Here is an 18040-nt window from a genome sequence, read left to right as displayed (position 1 = left end):
CTGGGTTGTTGGCACTCTTTTTGTTTATTCTACTAGCTCTGGGGTTCGCCGACAAAAATTGGTTAAATACTCCCGACAAAATATGGTCGCGATCTCCCGGCTCCAACAAAGCCTTTTTTTAACCAGTAAACACCGGGAGGATTATTGTATACAACAAACAGCATGGTAAAACCTCCAACATACCGCCATGCCGTCTGTTAATATGGCGGCAGATTTGATCTCAAATCAAACCTACCGCCGCAAAGTGGAAGCAAGATAAAGCCAATATGGAGTGTATATGAAATGGCCGGTTCTCGTTGAGAGAACCGGCCAAAGTGAGAAACTTATTATTCAACGGAACCATTGTTGAGTAAATTGTCCGCTTCTTCCTGTGATATATTTCCCGATGAGACTTGCTGCTCCAAGTATTCCTGCACAGCTTTTGTAGCAGCGTCGGCGGTATCAAAGTGGCCCAAATCAACTGTCGAACCGTCAGGTAAAGTAATGACTGTCGATCCGAGGGCAGACGCTGGTTCAGCGTTCCATGTTTCAGGGTCAAATGCGCCAGAAATGACACCACCGTTGGACAATTCCATAGATTTAGTAAAGTGATACCCCTCTTTCATAAGTGCAAGCTGATCCTTCCAGCTTTCATACAGACTATCTACATCTTCCTGTGTCCATTCGCGACACACATAGCTGCCGTTGTCATCTTTGTAATAGAAGGATTTATCCTTATTGTCCGCCAACTTTTGAATTTGGTCTCGCTGTTGCTCCATCCAATCTTCAAATTCATCAATCTCCCAATACTCCAGTTGGGTATCGGATGGGCCTCCTGGCAAGCAGTTTTCATCTGCTATCACGTCAGATGAAACTTGGGTACTGGTGTTCATAGGAGCAGCTTGATCCTCTCCCGAGTTACTCGGTATCTCTTGTGTGGAAGTGGCGTTTGCAGTACACGCGGCCAAGGTCAAGCAGCTAAACAAGGCAAGTGAGATGGCTATAAACGTTTTTTTCATAATATGACCTCCATAGTGATTATTACACATACCCTACTGTGCAACGATAATCTACCATCCGTGCATGGAGCGTATATGAAACCAATATGGAGTATCTTTTTATTTCTGCATAGCAAGGGGGATCTCGGAATCATCAAAAAGTGATGGTAAAGCGCATTCCCAATGGTTTTTGCATGGGTTCTAATGAGTAAGTAAGTTTCAGAGAATCTAAAATGGAGGCCACTATGTATAGCCCAAGGCCATTACCGCCATCATTCTGGTTACGGGCATAATCGGGGCGATAAAATGGTTCAAATATATGTTTTAGATGCTCTGCCGAAATTGGCTCACATTCATTTTCGACTATCAGCTTACGACCATCAGTATAAACAAAAATAGAATGTCCAGGCAAAGTGTAAGCAACAGCATTGGAGAGAATATTGGAAAATGCTCTTGCAAATGTTTTTGGGGGCAAGGTAATTGTAAAGGTTTCAGGGAAATCCTCTTGAAAGGAAATTCCATTTGCCTGAGCAATCAAGCGATATTGTTTGCACAACTCTGATAAATAGCAGTCTACGGCTAATGCTTGTGGTTCCTCCGCCGCCGTTGTGCCAAGTTTTGATGCGTCCAATACCTCTGAAATCATTTTACTGAGTCGTTCCGTTCGTTCTTTGCACAGTGGCAGATATTCTTCATAATCGCTGTATTTACCAACTTTTAAGATCATATTTTCCAACATGGCATTCAATGCTGTAACCGGAGTTTTTAGCTCATGGGATGCCGAACGTAGGAAGTCGATTTTTTGCTTTTCAGCTTCACTAACCTTATCTTTTTCCTCTTGCAGATGTTCAATCGTGCTCAATAAATTTTGATATAGTTGGTTGATTTGATTTGCTAATATTCCAATCTCGTCATTGGTTGCAGTCTTACACGCTGCTTTGCGATCCAAAACAGCCATGTGATTAGTTGCATCTAAAATACCCTTGATGGGATTTGTTATTGCTTTTGAGAAAAAGTAGGCACATAAAAGTGAAACCACAATACAAATTGCTACGGTATAGGGTAATGAGCGCAATATTGTGTGGGCTATTTCTGTATTTCTTGGAATGGCAGCAGTCTTAATTGCTGATGACATCCCATCGATATAAGTTCCCTCTGATAAGACTGAATTTTCTCCCATCATCGGGGCGAAAAGATAAATCGTTCCGCTGGCAAGCATTGTTATGAGCAATAATAGCGCCAAGGTATAAATAAATATTTTGGGAAAGAGCTTTAACTTTTTCATGTTTCTACCTCAAATTTATACCCGATCCCTTTCACCGTAACAATACAATCAAGGCGAAGTTTTTTGCGTAAGTTCTTAATGTATGTATCAATGGTACGATCAATAATAGGGTAATCGTCCCCCCATAGACTATCCAGCATTTGAGATCGGGTAAGCACTAAACCTTTGTGTTCAACCAGGAGCTTTAGCAAGTCAATTTCTTTTGGGGTAATGTCAATTTTCCCCTCGGGGCCTTTAGCTGTGTATCCAGAAAAATCAACTGTTACATCCCCAAAAGTCATAATATCAGGTGAAACCGTTTGCCCGCTCCGCCGTAGGAGGGCAGTAACTCGCCGCCCAAGAAGAACCATTGAAAAAGGTTTTGTAATGTAGTCATCAGCCTGTTCATCGAAACTTGTAACTTGAGTATATTCATCACCGATTGCGGTGAGCATGAGGATTGGCACAGAGCTTTTTTGTCTAATCGTATGCAACACAGCAAGTCCCGTCTTTTTAGGGAGCATAATATCCAGAATAAGCAGATCGATTTTACTGCGCTCAAAAAGTTGTAATGCTTCATCACCGTCATAGGCCGAAAGCATTCGGTGTCCAAACGATTTTAGATATTCAGAAACCGCGTCATTTGTTTGTCGGTCATCTTCCACAATCATTATTGTTGCCATGAAAACACCTCCTTATATAGTCTACCATTAACTTATGGAGTGTATATGAAATTAAATATCTTTTCCCTTTGCAAAGTGACTCTACATTAAGAGCGCAGAAAAGTTCTTAATGTATTATAGCGCATAGGAATTATTTGAGTCAATCAAAGGAATTGTATAGACATATCCAAGAAGGAAGGTGAATTGTAAAATATAATTAGGTGAATTTATATAGCAAAATATGACTTTAAGGCGTTTGGGGCAGCCATCAAAGAGGCCCGGAAAGGGCGAAAAGAAAGCCGCAAGAAAGTAAGTGACGAGATGTATATCTCTCCCCGCTATCTTGCCAATATCGAGAATAAAGGGCAGCATCCAAGCCTCCAAATCTTCTATGAGCTTGTTGCCCGTTACAACATTTCGGTGGATCAGTTTTTCTTCCCGGACAATGAGGCCGAAAAATCCACACAGCGCCGCCAGCTTGACACGCTTTTAGACAATATGAGCGATGCCGGGCTCCGAATCGTGGCAGCTACCGCAAAAGAAGTGGTGGAAGTTGAAAGCGAAAAAGATTGATTTTCTGATGAATGGTTGAACGCCGTAACCTATGATGGTTACGGCGTTTTTCTTTGCAGAAATTCCCTTGCAGATTGCCATTTGGGGTGTCGTGAATTGTAGTATTAGTAGAGGGGAAAAGGGTTGGGGAGAAACGATAGCAAGCACAGCAAGCGAGTACCCGCTTGCGATTTTTGGCTTTAGGGAACCCTCCCCCTAAACCCGAAAAATGCTTGTTGGGAACATCCCAAACCCTGATACGAAAAGAGGCGAGATACCACGATGGCAAACCGAAAACGAAATATCCAGGTGAAGTTCTATGTGACCGCCGAGGAAAAGGAACTGATGGAACAAAAGATGGCCCAGCTCCAGACAAAGCGCATCGGCGCCTATCTGCGGAAGATGGCGATTGACGGATATATCATCTATGTGGACACCAGGGACATTAAGGAGATGAACAAGCTCCTGTCCGCCATTGGCCGGAACATTAACCAAATCGCCAAGCGGGTCAACGCCGGTGGCCCCACCTATCAGGCCGACATGGAGGAAATCCGGGAAAGGCTGGATCAGATATGGCAGTTACAAAGACGCATCCTATTAAGTCAACGCTGAAAGCGGCCATTGATTATATCTGCAATCCCGACAAGACGGACGGAAAGCTGCTGGTGTCCGCTTTTGGCTGCGCCGCCGAGACCGCCGACATTGAATTTGAATGGACACGCCGCCATGCCATTGACAAGGGCACGCACCTGGGCCGCCACCTGATCCAAGCCTTTGAGCCTGGGGAGGTGTCGCCAGAGGAAGCCCACCGGATCGGCATGGAACTGGCACGGGAGGTTCTGGGCGGCAAATATGAATTTGTCCTCACCACTCACATTGACAAGGATCACGTCCATAATCACCTGATTTTCAATGCGGTCAGCTTCACCGATCACAAGCATTACCATTCCAACAAGCGCAGCTATCACGAGATACGCCGGGCCAGCGACCGGCTGTGCAAAGAACACGGCTTGTCCGTCATCGTCCCTGGCCGGGATAAGGGCAAGAGCTACATTGAGCATCAGGCCGCACAGAACGGCACCAGCTACAAGGCAAAGCTGAAAGCCGCCATCGACCGGCTGATCCCCGTGTCCTCCAGCCTGGAAGATTTGCTTGCCCGGTTGCAGCGGGAAGGGTACGAAATCAAGCGGGGAAAGTATATCTCCGCCAGGGCGCCGGACCAGGAGAGGTTCACCCGGCTCAAAACCCTAGGCGCCGATTACACGGAAGAAGCCGTTGTTTCCCGCATTGCCGGAGGTCCCAGGCCCTCCAGACAGCCCCGGCATCGCAGCGGGAAAGTCAGCCTGCTCATTGATATTCAGAACAATATCAAGACCCAGCAGAGCGCCGGATACCAGCGGTGGGCGACCATTGAGAATCTGAAACGGGCGGCCGCCACCATGAACTTTCTCACCGAACACGGCATCGGCAGTTATGAGGAATTGGTGGAACGGTGCGACGCCGTTGCCGCTGCCTCTATCCGCACCAGGGAAAGCCTGCGGGATACGGAACAGCGAATCGCCGACCTTGCTCTCTTGGGAAAGCAGATCGACACCTACCGCAAACTGAAACCTGTCTATGACCGCTACAAAGTGTCAAAGGACAAGGAAAAATTCCTGCGCGGCTTTGAGAGCGAGATCGTCTTGTTCGAGGCGGCAGCCAGGGAAATCAAGAAGGCCGGACTCACCAGACTTCCTTCCTCCGATAAGCTGAAAGCGGAACTGGACGGACTTTCCACCCGCAAGGCCGCCCTGCAAACGGAACTTCGGAAGATACAGCGGGAGGAAAAGGAATATGACACCCTCCGCCAGAATGTGGACGCCCTGCTGGAAAGGCCGAAGGAACAGGAACAGCAGCGGCAGCGGAGCAACGACTTGGAGTAACGGGGATTGGGCGCTTTTGACAGTCTTTGCAAAACCCCTGGGCGCATGGTGATCCGGCTGATATAATGGAATCAGGAATGGAGGTGCTGACTGTGACGAAATCCGAAGTAATCAAAGAGTTTTTTAAAAAGAGCGTGCTGCCCGTGGCGGTGGCGGCTTTGCTGTACTGCATTTTCAAATCCGCCTGCACAAAAGATGGAGTCACCGACTATGTATGGTTGTTCATCCTTTGCGGCCTGCCTTTTGGCATCCCACGGATGTTTGCCTGGATCGTGCCCGGCGGCTCTTTGGGAACCGCCCTTCCGTTGTTTCTGCTGAACTTTATTATTGGCGGAGTGATTGGCGGTTTCGTCCTGATCTGGCGACTGCTGGTGGCTGCCTGGTATATTCCCTTGACCATCTATCGACTGTTCATAACAAGAGGAACTTCCTATATTCCAGAATAGCACTATGGAAATGTGGAAAACGGCCGCTTCACCGATGGAAAACAAATATTCACGGCCCGATGGAAAAGCTGTAAGCTTTCCCACAGCCCGCAAACATTGTTTCCCACAGCTCCGCCCCTTTGACCGTTTACACACATTCCCACAGCGCCTACTACTGCTACTGAAAATGAGCGCCATCACCGAAATGATGATGGCGCTCATTCTTTATCTCCGTATCCTTCTTCAGCAAGATTAAGTATATTCTTTTTTTCTTTCTGCGCATAGCGCATGGTCCAAGTGGCATTCAAGAATCTGTGAAAATCCAGTAATATCAACGGCTTGTAAGCAAGGCTTTTATCCAAATACTACTTCAGCGGTGAGTAAATGAGGCCACAACGAGATAAACCGTGTCAAAGGCCAGCAGCATCCACAGGGCGGGATTGCTCCACACGCCGCTACTCCCGCCGGCCTGACTTCTCTCGCGCTTCCGTCCCCGTCTTTTCAGCAGCAGGCGGATCCCTCCTGTCACTGCGATCACCACCGAGACAAACACCAGAGCCAAGGTAGCCAGGGCACCAGGAGTGCCCGCCTGGCGCAGTAGCGGCAGCGCCACAGCAATGCTGTTTCCGGCGATGTGCAGTCCGATGGACGTCCCCAATCCGTAGTGCAGGGCCGCATAGCCGAAAATCAATCCGCACCAGAAGGCGGACAACCCCTGATAGAGATCGTGGTGCATCAGCCCGAAGCACAGGGCCGACAGTAAAATGGCCTGCCGCGCCCCCCCTGGCAGCAAGCGGCGCAGCACCACTCCTCGGTAGATCAGTTCCTCAAGGACAGGACCGACTATACAAATATATATTGCCAGCAGCGGTGTGGCGATTTCTTCTCCCACTGCCGTCGCTTGGGCGGTGAAGCCAACTAGGTTCCACACCCGCTCTAGAACCGGAGTAAGTACCATGACGGCAAGATTTCCACTCAGCGCCACACTTATGAGAAAAACCAGCGTGCCCAAAGAGGCCTTCTGGGAAGAGAAGTGAGGGGCTTCGCCGCTCACTAGTGAGGACCAGAGCAGGGGGATCGCCGATGCCACCGCGCAGCTAAGGAGCAGCACGATACCCTCCGGCAAGCCGGGAACAGAAGACAAAAGTTTTTGCAGTAACCCAAACAGCACGCTGTATGCGAATAAGCTGCACCACAGCCATGTCAAGCTGTGTAGCGGGGGAATCTTTTTGTTCATAACAACCTCCCATGCGGCCTTGGCCGCAAAATTTGTCCTAATTATAGCATATTCCCGTCGATTTGCAAGCAGCTTTAACAAATTTTAAGCTTTTTTTAAAATAGGCTTCAAAGTTTTCCATATTGTTGCGCAGCTCCGCCGTGGGATATGGCAGTATCCAAATCAAGGAACTGTTGTCATCCCGAACAAGCCGCTGCTGGCGTTTGACAGTGGAGGAAACGATCTGGTCAAAATCTCCGTCCCGTCCGACCAGGAACTCCACATACTCCTTTTCCAAAAGCAGCGCATGAACCAGCGCCTCCACACGATCCTCCGCCTCACGAAACTCCGGGATGATCCGGTGTCCAAAAAAACTAACGCTAAATATGTTCACGGTTTTATCTTCGCCATTTTCAAGCCAGCCTCTCCAACAAAGTAAATAATCTACTTCTCATTATATGCATATATTGACTTAAAGTAAATAATCCTCTAATTTGTTTCAATTATAATTTACCTGCTTTGTTGGTAGCATAATATCAGGAGGTGATATTATGCAGACGGAGTTTCCAGAACGCTATATCACTCTGGGCTTGAAGATCGCATATTACAGGAAAAAGGCGGGGCTGACACAGGAGGTCCTTGCGGAGAGGATCGGGAAAAGTGTCAACTTCGTTGGTCAGGTAGAAGGGACGGGTACGATCCGTGGCGTATCTCTTGAAACACTGTTCAAGATCGCCCAAGTGCTGAAAATCTCGCCCTCCAAGCTGTTAGAGGATGACTGATCGACTGCGACGCAGCCAGAACAAAAAAAGAATGGGAGCGCCAACATCGGATAACTGCATCCGATGTTGACGCTCCCATTTTGCTTGATAAAAGGTGAAAATCTGGCGTTTTTCCTATGCAGAAGCGCCCTGCCGCTCCACATAGGAAATCATACTGCCCCTACACGGAAAAACCGCCACAGCCGGTTTCTTCGCCCATTTTGAACCCTAATTCCCGCACTTTTTGGAACGGAGGGAAAGATAGTTCGGACAGGATACCACCACCGCCCGGAAACTCTGCTTGCAGGGATGGACGCAGCCCTTGCAGAGCTTGTTATACTTGCGTCTGCCGTTCTCGCCCAGGAAGAACGCCCATTCCAGACGCCATTTTTTGCTTCGGCTCATAAGTCGCCCAGCTCCGGGGGCTTCTTCTGATGAGCCTTGTCCGGGGGCTTGCGCTCGCCGCACTCCCGCTTTGCGTCCTCCAGCCGTTCCCGGATAGAGGGCTTTTTCTCCAGCGTGGTTCTGCGCGCCTCATCCTGGGCTTTCTCCAATTCCTCCCCACGGCGGCCGTTGTTGATGATCCCGTCGATCATCCCATAGTCGTCTTCCAGAGTCATTTCCGCCGTGCGCAGCGGGTTTTCCGGCTCCACCAGCAAGGCGACGATCGGCCGTTCAGGTTGATGAACTGCTCCGGCTGCTTGAAGTGCTCCATGTACTTTTGTGCCAGTTCCGGGGGCAGAGAGGTGAAGGACTCCTCGCCGAGGCCCACCACCAGGAAGGTGCCTGCCACAATGTCGTAAATCTCCCCATGCTCGTCCCAGAGGGAACGGTTCAGGTCCAGACCGATGAGCTTGCCCTCGTCGTTCAGCACCAGCCCCACCGGATCGTCAAAGGGATAGGAGGCGGCAATGTCGCCGCCCACCTCCGCTTGCAGCGCATGGAGACCGGGGTCGATCTCCTTCACATAGGGCTCCTTCATGGGTTCCACCACCAGGACGGTCAATTTCTCTGGCACGGTATGTTCGGGGGCGGCTCCGCTGGGGATGGCAAAGGCGCGGCTGCCGTTGGCCATGATGAGATACTTTCCGTCCTCGGACTCGTGGTGGAAACCGTATCCGGCTGCCTCCATCTGTTCCCGGCTCATATCCGTCACATGGAAGGTGCCCCTGGGGGTCCGCACCGTCTCGCCGGTCTCTCGGTCATCCGGGGTAGGCGCCGCTTGCTGCCCGTACAACTCCGCCTCATACTCCCGGTTTGCCTGCTCCGCAAAGGGCAGCATCTCGTCCACATGGGATTGATCCGGGCTTTCGATGGCCTCCCGGATCGCCTGGGGGTCCACATCCAGAAATTCCTCATAGCCGGTGGCGTCCTTGAACTTCTCAATCTCCGAAGGCAGATAGTCCTCCTGTGTTTGCCCCAGGGCGGCCAGCTTCTCGTCCAGGGCGGAGATGCGCCCGGCCATCAGGTTTTCGTAGATTTCTTCCTTTGCCGCGTGTTCCTCCGGGTGCTCGGCGGCATATTGCGGATCGTTCTGCCGGAAAAACTCGTCCATATCGTAGGCAAGGTCCATGGCCCATTCCGAAACTTCTTCTTCGGGGACATCGTCCTGGAAGGTCATCACCCGGTATTCCTCCGGGATGCTGCCACGCTCGCCATCGTAATACTCATGGAAGCTGTCCCCGGTGTCCCGCACATAGCCAAGGTCGGTGAACTGGCCGCTTTCCTCCAGGGCGATGTCCCGCCCGTAGGCCTCATAGTCGATGTAGCCCAGCAGATGCTCCGGTACCTGCATGGCGTTCAGTTCCTCGATGTAATACCGGCCCAGATCATCGTGGTCGTGGATGTCGGGGTAAATATCGTAACAGTCCAGGTTCTCCGTCAGGTTGATAAGCTCCTGGATGCTGCCCGTGTGGTCGCCGATCTCCATGGCCGCCTGGAACCGCTCATATTCATCCTGGCTCATGTCATCCAGCTTGGAGGCCAGGTAGTTCAGCTCGTCCAGGTTGGCGTACTCGCCCAGCAGGTCATAGAGGCCGTCCACATAGCAGTCGTAGTCCGTGATGAACCATTCCTCATAGGGCTGGCCGAAGTCGTCCTTCGCGCCGATCCCGATACGCTCAAAGACCTTTTTCAGTTCCTCTGCCGTGGTGGGAAACTTCACCCACTCGCCCACAAGGGCACCCTCGTTATATTTGCCCAGGTTGGTGATGAAGGCGGCAAAGGGATAATCCTTGTCATATTCATAATGGGGCATATACGCACCTCCTTACAGCTCCGGCTCAGACTTCCCCTTGCGGGGCACCTGGGCCTTATTCTTGTTTCTGCACTCCTGCCTGCTCTGTTCCAGCCGCTCCCTGATGGATGGCTTGCGGTCCGCCTGCTTTGCCTGGGGGCGGTCGTGCTGCCACTCGTCGTCCGTGGGGAACAGATAGCCCCGGCTGGTGAAGCACCCCCGGTTCTCCTCCAGGGCGCGCCGGCCGAAGGGGGCGGGGTCAATGGCGGCCCGGAGGTCATCTGTCAGGCCGATGGTCAGTTTCTCCTCCAGGTACTCCCAGCCCAGATCCTCCAGGGTCTGGACATGGGGCTCCAGCACGAAGCAGTCCACATTTTTCTCAAATTCCAGGAACTGCTCCGCCGTGGTCAGCCGGAACGGGGACTCCTGCACAGCGGTCAGCAGGTCCCGGTCCTCCGGGGAGAGGGTGGCAACAGCTTTCGTTACCGCCGCCAGCTCCTCCCGGCTCATATTCTGTTCCGCGCCGCCCAGGGAAATATCCGATTTACTTTTTGCCATTCACGCCCTCCTTCCGTTTGGGGAACTCCAGCTTGAAGCGGACATACTTCTCGCCGGTATCGTCCAGCACCACCACCGCGTCATAAGCGGCATCCTTCTTTTCAGACCACATTCCCTTGACGGAGGTGCGGCCCTTTTTCAAAAGGTCGGCCGCCATTTTCCTGGTCAGTTCCTTTTTACGGGAGGTCCAGAAGCGGTCGTCCTTCCACAACACAAACTGGCAGGAGCGGTCGGAGCAGTAAAAATTCTTCTTTCCCTCGTAGACCGGCTTGCCGCAGCGGGGGCAGAGGCCCACGGCCTCCCGCTCCGGGGCGAACAGCTTTTGTCCCTCCTCGGAGATATGGGAATAGGTTTTCACCAGCTCCCGCGCCATGTCAGAGATCCCCGCCATGAAAGCGGCGGGATCGCCCTCACCCCTGGCGATGGCGGTCAGCTTCTGCTCCCACTCCGCCGTGAGCATGGGAGAGGTCAGCGTATCCGGCAGGACGGTGACCAGGTTGACGCCTGCCTTTGTAGGGATCAGGTTCTTGCCCTTGCGCTCCACAAAACCGGCCGCCACCAGCTTTTCCAGGATCGCCGCCCTGGTGGCCGGGGTGCCCAGGCCCTTGCGCTCGGCGTCCTCCGGCATCTCCTCTTTCCCGGCGGTCTCCATCGCCGCCAGGAGGGTATCCTCCGTGTAGGCCTTGGGCGGGGCGGTGAAGTGTTCGGTGACAGAGGCATCCACCTGGTCAAAGGTCTGGCCTTCGGTAAAATCCGGCAGGGCGGCGGGCTCCGCCTCGTCCTCCGGCTCCTCCTTCAGGGAGGCGCGGAAAATGCGGTCGATCTCACGCCAGCCCTCGGAGAGGATGCGCCGCTCCTTGGCGGTGAAGGTCTGTCCACCACAGCCAAAAGCGGCCGTGACTGCTTCGTACACATAGGGCTCCGCCGCCGCGCACAGCAGTTCCCGGCACACCAGCAGGAGGATATTGCGCTCGCCCACGGGCAGTTCGGATAGACTGGCCTTCTCCAGCTCCAGGGTAGGGATGATAGCGTGGTGGTCGGATACCTCCTTGTCGCTCACCAGCCCCAGAACATCGGGGAAAAACTCCGGGCAGGCGTCGAAGGGCGCCACTCGTGCCGCCAGATGCAGGGCCACGGAGGCGGTTTCCGTCATGTCAACCGTCAGATACCGGCTGTCCGTGCGGGGATAGGTCAGCAGCTTCTTTTCATAGAGCGACTGGGCGTAGTCCAGGGTTTGCTTGGCCGTGTAGCCGAACACCCGGTTTGCCTCCCGCTGCAAGGTGGTCAGGTCGTACAGCTTGGGCGGCTTCTCCGTCTTTTTCTCCCGCGCCAGGGATACACACACGGCCCGCTGTCCGTCACAGGCATCCCGGATGACCCGGGCGTCCTCTGGGGAAACAATGCGGTCGCTGACCGCCTCGGCCCCCTCCAACGCCAGTCGCACATGATGGTATTTCTCCTTGCGGAACAAGACGATCTTGCTGTCCCGGTCGGCCAGCATTGCCAGAGTGGGCGTCTGCACCCGCCCTACATTCAGGGTGCGGTGGTAGAGGACGGAGAATAGGCGGCTCGCATTGATACCGATAAGCCAATCCGCCTTTTGGCGGCAGAGCGCCGACTGATACAGGGAATCATAGTCCCTACCGGGGCGCAGGTCGGAAAAGCCATCCCGGATCACCGCGTCCTCCATCGAAGAAATCCAGAGGCGGGAGAAGGGTTTGGTGCATCCGGCGGCCTCGTAGACCAGCCGGAAGATCAGCTCGCCCTCGCGCCCCGCGTCGCAGGCGTTGACCAGCTCCGTCACATCGGGACGCTCCATCAGGGAACGGAGAATGTGGAACTGGGCGGCCTTTTCCTCGGACACCACATAGCGGAAGGGGCCGGGCAGGATGGGAAGGTCCTCATACCGCCACTTCTTGTAGCGGTCATCGTAGGCGGCCGCATCCGCCAGTCCCACCAGATGACCAATGCACCAGGAAATCAGCCAGCCGCCGCCTTCAAAATAGCCATCGGCCCTGGATGTGACACCCAGGGCCGATGCGATGCTCTTTGCTACACTCGGTTTTTCAGTAATTATTAACTTCATATATTCTCCTTTTGTGGTACAATAACAACATGAGGTGATGGATTTGGTTTTAATGAATATGTATGGAAAAATACATAGAACAATAATTTCAGAAAAATTAGGAATTGGCATATGCAATCCTACGCCCGATTGGGTGGAAGCATTACAGGATGATTTTGAAGAGGAACTTTTGATTCATAAACACCAGATAAAATCATTTAACAGGTCTGGATTGGACACCTCATGGGCTTATAATCGCTATAATTTAGAGAAAATAATAGTTAAATTGGGTTGGCAAGAAGAAGGAAAAACTTCTATGCAAATTATTGCTGAGCACCTAATTGAAATTCAAGTTTCAGATTTTGATAATTCGTTATTACAAATGAAAAACGATCACCTAGATAGCCCAACATGTGAACCCCAATATTCAAGGAAGTTTTTGAACTTATGTTGTAAAATACAATCTGCTCAATCGGCCCAGAAAATTATTCCAAACCAAATACCTTTCTCGACCTATAATTCTGATGATTTTGACCGAAAGCCTTTGATATTAAATTTTTTAGAGGCAATGCTATATCCGCACCCCAATTACCCGATTTCAATAGCTGACTATACAGCAGGGGGAATAAAGTCTCTTAAGTATATTGGTGGGCTAATAGACAACTTTTTGGCAACTGATAAAGATTTTTGGCTATTTGATTACATAGTCAATGCCATGTTCAACGATGACTCCCATGATGCCTATCATGTATTTAAAGTAATGTCCCTTATAGAAATGCTTATCATTAATCCAAAAGGAAAAGGGAAAACTGCAGGAGAACTTGAAGGAAAACTTCCTCAGTTTCTTCCTGATAGAATCCCTATGGAATGTCGCACTTTGTTCTCAGAAATTGCTCGTAAACTGAGAAACAAAATTGGCCATGGTGATTTTGAAGCAGTACAGCAACTTTTGGCACAGTATCGCGACTCCTTCATGCAAAATTTTTGGTACGATGAATGTGAATATAGCGTTGAGAACTGGACATACGGGAACATATGCTTGAATCTCGATGCAGCATTGAACGAAATTTTATGGTTGATGTTATCAGATAGGGATCATCTAGCTATGATTCAAGCGAGTTAATATAGGCACTCACCATTAGTAATTGATGGTGAGTGCCTATATTGTAATCACTCCATCTCCTCGTCATCGATTAAATATTCATCTTCTTCATCAAACTTTAAAGAACCTATATCGTCTGGAATTTTCTTTAGCGGTTTGAGTTTTGGAAGAAGGAAAAAGGCAAAGGCTCCGCCGCCACCCAGAGCCGCCAGCAGCAGGATCAGCACCAGGGCGCCGCCGCTGCCGGACTTCTTCTCCGGCTCCGGTTCAGGCTCCGGCTCCACCTCCGGCGCTTTCCCCGCGCACTCGCTCATATTCACCGAACAGACCGGACAGGCAGTATTCACCACACCGGCTTGGCATTTCTCGGCGCAGGTACAGACCGCGGGCGTTTCCTCCGTCTGTCCGTCCTCCAGCAGCGCCATCAGGTCGGCTTCATCCACCTGGTTCAAGAAGTGAACGGCCGTTTCCTTGTCCTCGTTGGCCCGGTCGATCAGGATGTAAAAATAGTTACCCGCTTTCGTGGTCACGGTGATAAGTTGCTTGTCACCGTAATAATCGTCCACCAGCGTGGCGTTGCCCTCTGGGGTAAGGGGCTGGCCCTCCGGCTCCATGCCTCCGGTGGCAGGTTTCTCGGTGGGTTCCGGGGTCATCTCGGCGGGTTCCCCGGTGTAATAGTCGCCATCCCCACCGCCCGCAAAGGCGGTGACGGAGAAGGTGGTCATGCACAGAACCACCGCCAGTATCGCCGTAAACAGCCGGATCACTTTCTTATTCTTCATGGTCGCTGTCCTCCATATCGTCGTCAGGCTCCGGTACCGCCTCCGCCTCCATCATCCCGTCAGGCAGGGTGATAAGGCCGCTGGCGTAGGCCTTCAGGAAGGCGGTCAGTTCCTTGTTGTCCATCCGCACCGCCTTGACCATGCGGACGATCTCCAGGTTTTCTTCCTCGGTGAGTTGCGCCTCCAGCTCCCGAAGGCGCTTCTGCTGGGCGGAGATTTTCTCCTTCGTCTTTTCGATGTCTTTGCGAATCTTCTCAACCGTTGCCATGTGTGCAAAACTCCTTTCCAAATCGTTCTCTCCAGGAATAGCTCCGCCCCAGCCCCTTGACCGTTTTCAGGTTTTGACGGGCGTTTTCCTCCAGCGCCAAGGCGCGGCGGAACAAATCGGGATGCTGCTCCCGCAGGGCGGTGATCTCGTCGGGTTTCATGCTGGGGCAGAAAAAACAGGACGATTTTCCCGGCTGGGGCAGCCCTGCCGCCTCGATCTGCCGGATGCAATCGCCCCGCGTCCATCCCCATTCCATCAGGGGATACCACTTGCTGTATTTTCGGTCGGCCAAGTCTCCCAGCAGCACCTTGTTGCTGCGGTAGCCCTCGCCCGCATCGTAGCCGATGAATTTGACCACCCGCTTGCCCGCCGCCCACACCTTTTGACAGGTTGGGTAATGGTTGCAGAACTTTTCCTGCGGCCCGATCTTGTGTTTCAGGGAACACCGCTTGAAGCCGTAGGCGATGGACGGAAGGCTGCAACTTTGCAGACATTCATCCTCCAGCGTCAGCCGTTTCCCGTCACGGGTGGTCTTATACACTCTGGTAATGGGAGACATCCCGTGGTCCTTCAGCCAGCGGCCCATCACATCCAGATAGGTGTAGGTGTGGGGATGCTCCGCCCCCGTATCCGCAAAGAGAATCAGGTCCACCGGGATACGGTGCTGGTGCAGCCCAATCAAAAGGGCGGTACTGTTGGCGCCGCCCCCGTAGGAAACCATATTGATGCTTCATCACCTCCATCAGTTGTACGGCGGTCTGCCGTATGCGTAGAAATGGGACTGCCAGTAAGTCGTGTTCAGGTTGGAATACTGGATGGGGTCGCCGCAATGCAGCATCATCCCGTCGCCCACATAGATGCCCACATGGGACACGCCGCTGGTGTCGTAGGTGCCCACGAAGAACACCAGATCGCCGGGCTGGGGGTCGGATACCGGGGTGGAAATATTGTAGAGCCCCTGTGCGCCCAGCCGCCTGGTATTGCACAGGCCGCTATTGGTCAGGACATAGCTGACGAAGCCGCTGCAATCAAAAGAAGTGCTGGGACTGCTGCCGCCCCATACATAGGGATACCCTAAATACTTCTCCGCCTCGGTGATAAGGGTGTTGAACCGCTCGTCCGTCAGGTATTCAGCGGGAATCTCCCAGGCGGTGGGAGGGTTGTCGATGTACTTGTTCACATACCCGGAGGACGGGAACAGGTCGGGGCGGTTGCCCAGGGTGGGCATATAGGTGGCATACAAGGAAAGCTGTTCCTCGCCCATCATATAGACCGGCACATGGGAGAGGTCGAAGTTCTCCAATGTCACGGTGTAGATATACCAGGTGTACGGCACCTCTACCTCGTACTCATTGCCCTCGCTGTCCGTCCTTGTCTCCGTCCGATAGCGGGTCTCCGTGGTCACAGTTTCGGTGAGGATGTATTGCTTGTCAAAGAGGGTTTGAAGGTCGCCCTGTACCTGGTCGATGGTGAACACCCCTTCATGGAGCGCCGACAAAATGGAGATCAGCACATAGGGGTCGTGCTCGATCTCGTCCAGGTCGAAGTGATACTCGTCATAGTCATGAGTGGCCTCGTAGGTGTCCAGGTATTCCCGTAATTCATCCTCTTTGGCACAGTAGGCTTCTTCCGCCGCCAGCATATCGGAATCCTCGGAGAGATAGGAGGAAGCCATGATGTTGGACACCCCGCCGCCGAACATGGAGGAACAGGATTGCAGGGAGCCCAGCAGCATCACCAGCAGAAGGCCGATGCCGCCCACGATCAACGCACCCTTCCAATGCCGTTTCAGGAAAAGGGCGGTGCGCTTGGACTCTTGGGCGGCTTTCTTGGCCGCCTTTGTCGTGGCCTCCGCTGTTTTCCCGGCCTGGGCGGTCTTGCCCGCCGCCCGGTATGCCGCCGCATATTGCTTTTGCAGCTTCCGTTTCTGCCACAGGCGAGAGATGGGATTGGATGCAAACTGGGGGTTCTCCGCCATAGCTTTCCGATAGTAGAAATCCGCATTGGCCTTGACCACCGCCTGCTCCGCTTTTGCCGCGTCCCGCCAGGGTTTCAGCTTGCGTTCCGCCCGCCAGTTCTGGACACGGCGGTTTCCGTAGCCCACAGCTTTCTCAAAGCTACGTTCCCTCAGGTGGCCCGACTGAACGCCGGAATTTTCCTGCTCCACCTCCCGGACCTTGCCGTGGATCGCTGCGCCTGCCTCCTGAATGGGGAGGGACAGCGGATTGGCGTGGGGCTTTCCCGGACTTTTATTGGGGATCGCGTCCCTGGCGGCATCCAGCCGGTCCGCCGCCTTGTCCGACTTGCGGATGGCCCCTTGCAGCTCCGGCTTAACCTGGTCTGCCTCGGAAAACTGCAATCGGGAGGATGGGCGGCTTGCCGCCTCGCCCTCCCGATAGGCCCTGCGCTGTTTCCGGCGCTTCTTTTTGGCTGCTGCCTGTTCCCGGTGCAGTTCCGCACGATCCACCGCTTTCCCGGCGGCACCCGCCGTATCGCCGGATACGGAATGGTCCTGCTCCGGCTCCCGGTGGTCGGGATAGGTGGTTTCGCCCGTGACCAGATTGACGGATACTGCCCCGTCACGGGTCATCTTCTGCGCCTCCTTTTCAGGGGCTTTCCATTCTTTCAAGGTGCGTCACCTCCTGGTCCATAGGGGCAGATGTTGACACACGCCCCGGTTTCGATCATGGCGATGTACTGGAAAATGGGATAGGCCTGGGGCGCGCAGACCGCGTTCCCCAGAGTTTTCAGCCGCAGCGCCCGGTTGTCGGTTTCCTCAGTTATGCGGGGGACTCCTTCGGGCTCGGCGCGCCATAGGATGCGTCCGTCCATTTTGGGGGGAATCCCATGAGCCATTCCACCCAGTCCGGGTTCAGCGCCGCTTTCTCGGAAAGGGGCTGCTCCTGCCGGATCACCTGAGCCGACAGGTTGGAGGATGGGGATATGTCCCGGAAGGCCGCCGGTTTCATGGTGGAGCGGAACCCCTCTGACGCAAGCGGTGTCAGATAAAATACCGCCGCCGACAGGTTGAGGCTCCAGATCGTCCCGTCCTTGTTCCGCTTGCGGAGTATCCCACCCTCCGACAGGAACACATCCAGGTTGGCAGCGTCCCGCCCCGTGGATTTGTCGGAGGCAAGGGGTGTGGGAAACATCAGCCGCGACGATAAAAGTTCGCTGGCGCTCATGCCATGCGCCGACGCCGCAAGCCGGAAATACGAATGGGAGAACAGCGTATCCCGCTTTTGCCAGG

The 18040-nt window shown here is 53.1% G+C and carries 20 protein-coding genes and 1 pseudogene; 7 read left to right on the top strand and 14 right to left on the bottom strand.

What is annotated here, in order from left to right; translation table 11 throughout:
- Positions 1-326: 326 nt before the first annotated feature.
- The 3 genes from B5F17_RS13725 to B5F17_RS13715 all read right to left on the bottom strand — a co-directional run bounded on the left by B5F17_RS13725 (position 327) and on the right by B5F17_RS13715 (position 2924).
- Positions 327-998, bottom strand: coding sequence for a hypothetical protein (locus B5F17_RS13725; RefSeq protein ID WP_087374722.1), 672 nt, complete (start codon positions 996-998; stop codon positions 327-329).
- Between the two features lie 133 nt (positions 999-1131).
- Complete coding sequence (locus B5F17_RS13720; RefSeq protein ID WP_087374720.1) at positions 1132-2262, bottom strand: HAMP domain-containing sensor histidine kinase; 1131 nt, start codon at positions 2260-2262, stop codon at positions 1132-1134.
- Positions 2259-2924, bottom strand: a complete 666-nt coding sequence (locus B5F17_RS13715) for a response regulator transcription factor (RefSeq protein WP_087260078.1) — start codon at positions 2922-2924, stop codon at positions 2259-2261. The genes B5F17_RS13720 and B5F17_RS13715 overlap by 4 nt, the downstream gene beginning before the upstream one ends.
- A gap of 204 nt (positions 2925-3128) precedes the next feature.
- Here B5F17_RS13715 and B5F17_RS13710 point away from each other — a divergent pair, with 204 nt between their 5' ends.
- The 5 genes from B5F17_RS13710 (at position 3129) to B5F17_RS13690 (ending at position 6058) form a co-directional block, all read left to right on the top strand.
- On the top strand, positions 3129-3476 hold the full coding sequence (locus B5F17_RS13710; RefSeq protein ID WP_087374718.1) for a helix-turn-helix transcriptional regulator: 348 nt from the start codon (positions 3129-3131) through the stop codon (positions 3474-3476).
- A gap of 261 nt (positions 3477-3737) precedes the next feature.
- A complete protein-coding gene (locus tag B5F17_RS13705; protein ID WP_059004583.1) occupies positions 3738-4067 on the top strand; it encodes a plasmid mobilization protein in 330 nt (109 codons plus the stop codon).
- Positions 4028-5377, top strand: coding sequence for a relaxase/mobilization nuclease domain-containing protein (locus B5F17_RS13700; RefSeq protein WP_087374717.1), 1350 nt, complete (start codon positions 4028-4030; stop codon positions 5375-5377). The genes B5F17_RS13705 and B5F17_RS13700 overlap by 40 nt, the downstream gene beginning before the upstream one ends.
- 92 nt (positions 5378-5469) lie before the next feature.
- On the top strand, positions 5470-5823 hold the full coding sequence (locus B5F17_RS13695) for a DUF6050 family protein (protein ID WP_071429981.1): 354 nt from the start codon (positions 5470-5472) through the stop codon (positions 5821-5823).
- Positions 5824-5827: 4 nt separating this feature from the next.
- Positions 5828-6058 (top strand): hypothetical protein, encoded by a 231-nt coding sequence (locus B5F17_RS13690; protein ID WP_071429489.1) that lies wholly within the window; start codon positions 5828-5830, stop codon positions 6056-6058.
- A gap of 114 nt (positions 6059-6172) precedes the next feature.
- Here B5F17_RS13690 and B5F17_RS13685 read toward each other — a convergent pair whose 3' ends face one another.
- Together B5F17_RS13685 and B5F17_RS15150 are read right to left on the bottom strand one after the other, a co-directional pair.
- Positions 6173-7039 carry a CPBP family intramembrane glutamic endopeptidase gene (locus tag B5F17_RS13685; protein ID WP_087374715.1) on the bottom strand — a complete coding sequence of 289 codons (867 nt, stop codon included), beginning with the start codon at positions 7037-7039 and terminating at the stop codon, positions 6173-6175.
- 37 nt (positions 7040-7076) lie between these two features.
- Positions 7077-7412 carry a hypothetical protein gene (locus B5F17_RS15150; protein WP_242968774.1) on the bottom strand — a complete coding sequence of 112 codons (336 nt, stop codon included), beginning with the start codon at positions 7410-7412 and terminating at the stop codon, positions 7077-7079.
- A 157-nt stretch (positions 7413-7569) separates the two neighbouring features.
- Here B5F17_RS15150 and B5F17_RS13675 point away from each other — a divergent pair, with 157 nt between their 5' ends.
- A complete protein-coding gene (locus tag B5F17_RS13675; protein WP_071429493.1) occupies positions 7570-7800 on the top strand; it encodes a helix-turn-helix domain-containing protein in 231 nt (76 codons plus the stop codon).
- A gap of 207 nt (positions 7801-8007) precedes the next feature.
- Here B5F17_RS13675 and B5F17_RS14985 read toward each other — a convergent pair whose 3' ends face one another.
- The 4 genes and pseudogenes from B5F17_RS14985 to B5F17_RS13660 all read right to left on the bottom strand — a co-directional run bounded on the left by B5F17_RS14985 (position 8008) and on the right by B5F17_RS13660 (position 12659).
- Entirely contained in the window at positions 8008-8184 is a 177-nt protein-coding gene (locus tag B5F17_RS14985; protein WP_164470524.1) for a hypothetical protein, read from the bottom strand.
- Positions 8181-10036 (bottom strand): annotated as a pseudogene (locus B5F17_RS13670) (antirestriction protein ArdA). The gene B5F17_RS14985 and the pseudogene B5F17_RS13670 overlap by 4 nt, the downstream one beginning before the upstream one ends.
- Before the next feature lie 12 nt (positions 10037-10048).
- Positions 10049-10573: a hypothetical protein gene (locus B5F17_RS13665; RefSeq protein ID WP_206396742.1), complete on the bottom strand. Its 525-nt coding sequence runs from the start codon at positions 10571-10573 to the stop codon at positions 10049-10051.
- A complete protein-coding gene (locus tag B5F17_RS13660) occupies positions 10560-12659 on the bottom strand; it encodes a DNA topoisomerase 3 (protein ID WP_087374713.1) in 2100 nt (699 codons plus the stop codon). Before B5F17_RS13660 ends, B5F17_RS13665 begins: the two co-directional genes overlap by 14 nt.
- Positions 12660-12702: 43 nt before the next feature.
- On the opposite strand from B5F17_RS13660, the gene B5F17_RS13655 reads away from it, so the two are divergent.
- Positions 12703-13761 (top strand): hypothetical protein, encoded by a 1059-nt coding sequence (locus B5F17_RS13655; protein WP_143287751.1) that lies wholly within the window; start codon positions 12703-12705, stop codon positions 13759-13761.
- Positions 13762-13808: 47 nt separating this feature from the next.
- Here B5F17_RS13655 and B5F17_RS13650 read toward each other — a convergent pair whose 3' ends face one another.
- From B5F17_RS13650 to B5F17_RS13630, 5 genes are all read right to left on the bottom strand, one after another.
- Positions 13809-14522: a DUF4366 domain-containing protein gene (locus tag B5F17_RS13650; protein ID WP_087374709.1), complete on the bottom strand. Its 714-nt coding sequence runs from the start codon at positions 14520-14522 to the stop codon at positions 13809-13811.
- A complete protein-coding gene (locus B5F17_RS13645) occupies positions 14512-14790 on the bottom strand; it encodes a DUF4315 family protein (RefSeq protein ID WP_087374707.1) in 279 nt (92 codons plus the stop codon). Before B5F17_RS13645 ends, B5F17_RS13650 begins: the two co-directional genes overlap by 11 nt.
- A complete protein-coding gene (locus tag B5F17_RS13640; RefSeq protein ID WP_087374705.1) occupies positions 14777-15517 on the bottom strand; it encodes an adenine nucleotide alpha hydrolase family protein in 741 nt (246 codons plus the stop codon). The genes B5F17_RS13645 and B5F17_RS13640 overlap by 14 nt, the downstream gene beginning before the upstream one ends.
- Before the next feature lie 15 nt (positions 15518-15532).
- The gene (locus B5F17_RS13635; RefSeq protein WP_242968773.1) at positions 15533-17419 is read right to left on the bottom strand and encodes a C40 family peptidase; all 1887 of its coding nucleotides are present in this window, start codon (positions 17417-17419) and stop codon (positions 15533-15535) included.
- A 151-nt stretch (positions 17420-17570) separates the two neighbouring features.
- A partial coding sequence (locus tag B5F17_RS13630; RefSeq protein ID WP_407922599.1) for a hypothetical protein occupies positions 17571-18040 on the bottom strand: 470 nt, incomplete at its 5' end.

Source organism: Butyricicoccus pullicaecorum (assembly GCF_002160355.1).
Lineage (GTDB): Bacteria > Bacillota > Clostridia > Oscillospirales > Butyricicoccaceae > Butyricicoccus > Butyricicoccus pullicaecorum.
This window is presented reverse-complemented; position numbering and strand designations above follow the sequence as displayed.

What these genes read in the sequence shown, in the direction of transcription:
- B5F17_RS13725 (WP_087374722.1), bottom strand. Translation starts at nt 998, where the DNA reads ATGAAAAAAACGTTTATAGCCATCTCACTTGCCTTGTTTAGCTGCTTG.
- B5F17_RS13720 (WP_087374720.1), bottom strand. Translation starts at nt 2,262, where the DNA reads ATGAAAAAGTTAAAGCTCTTTCCCAAAATATTTATTTATACCTTGGCG.
- B5F17_RS13715 (WP_087260078.1), bottom strand. Translation starts at nt 2,924, where the DNA reads ATGGCAACAATAATGATTGTGGAAGATGACCGACAAACAAATGACGCG.
- B5F17_RS13705 (WP_059004583.1), top strand. Translation starts at nt 3,738, where the DNA reads ATGGCAAACCGAAAACGAAATATCCAGGTGAAGTTCTATGTGACCGCC.
- B5F17_RS13700 (WP_087374717.1), top strand. Translation starts at nt 4,028, where the DNA reads ATGGCAGTTACAAAGACGCATCCTATTAAGTCAACGCTGAAAGCGGCC.
- B5F17_RS13690 (WP_071429489.1), top strand. Translation starts at nt 5,828, where the DNA reads ATGGAAATGTGGAAAACGGCCGCTTCACCGATGGAAAACAAATATTCA.
- B5F17_RS13685 (WP_087374715.1), bottom strand. Translation starts at nt 7,039, where the DNA reads ATGAACAAAAAGATTCCCCCGCTACACAGCTTGACATGGCTGTGGTGC.
- B5F17_RS13675 (WP_071429493.1), top strand. Translation starts at nt 7,570, where the DNA reads ATGCAGACGGAGTTTCCAGAACGCTATATCACTCTGGGCTTGAAGATC.
- B5F17_RS14985 (WP_164470524.1), bottom strand. Translation starts at nt 8,184, where the DNA reads ATGAGCCGAAGCAAAAAATGGCGTCTGGAATGGGCGTTCTTCCTGGGC.
- B5F17_RS13665 (WP_206396742.1), bottom strand. Translation starts at nt 10,573, where the DNA reads ATGGCAAAAAGTAAATCGGATATTTCCCTGGGCGGCGCGGAACAGAAT.
- B5F17_RS13660 (WP_087374713.1), bottom strand. Translation starts at nt 12,659, where the DNA reads ATGAAGTTAATAATTACTGAAAAACCGAGTGTAGCAAAGAGCATCGCA.
- B5F17_RS13650 (WP_087374709.1), bottom strand. Translation starts at nt 14,522, where the DNA reads ATGAAGAATAAGAAAGTGATCCGGCTGTTTACGGCGATACTGGCGGTG.
- B5F17_RS13645 (WP_087374707.1), bottom strand. Translation starts at nt 14,790, where the DNA reads ATGGCAACGGTTGAGAAGATTCGCAAAGACATCGAAAAGACGAAGGAG.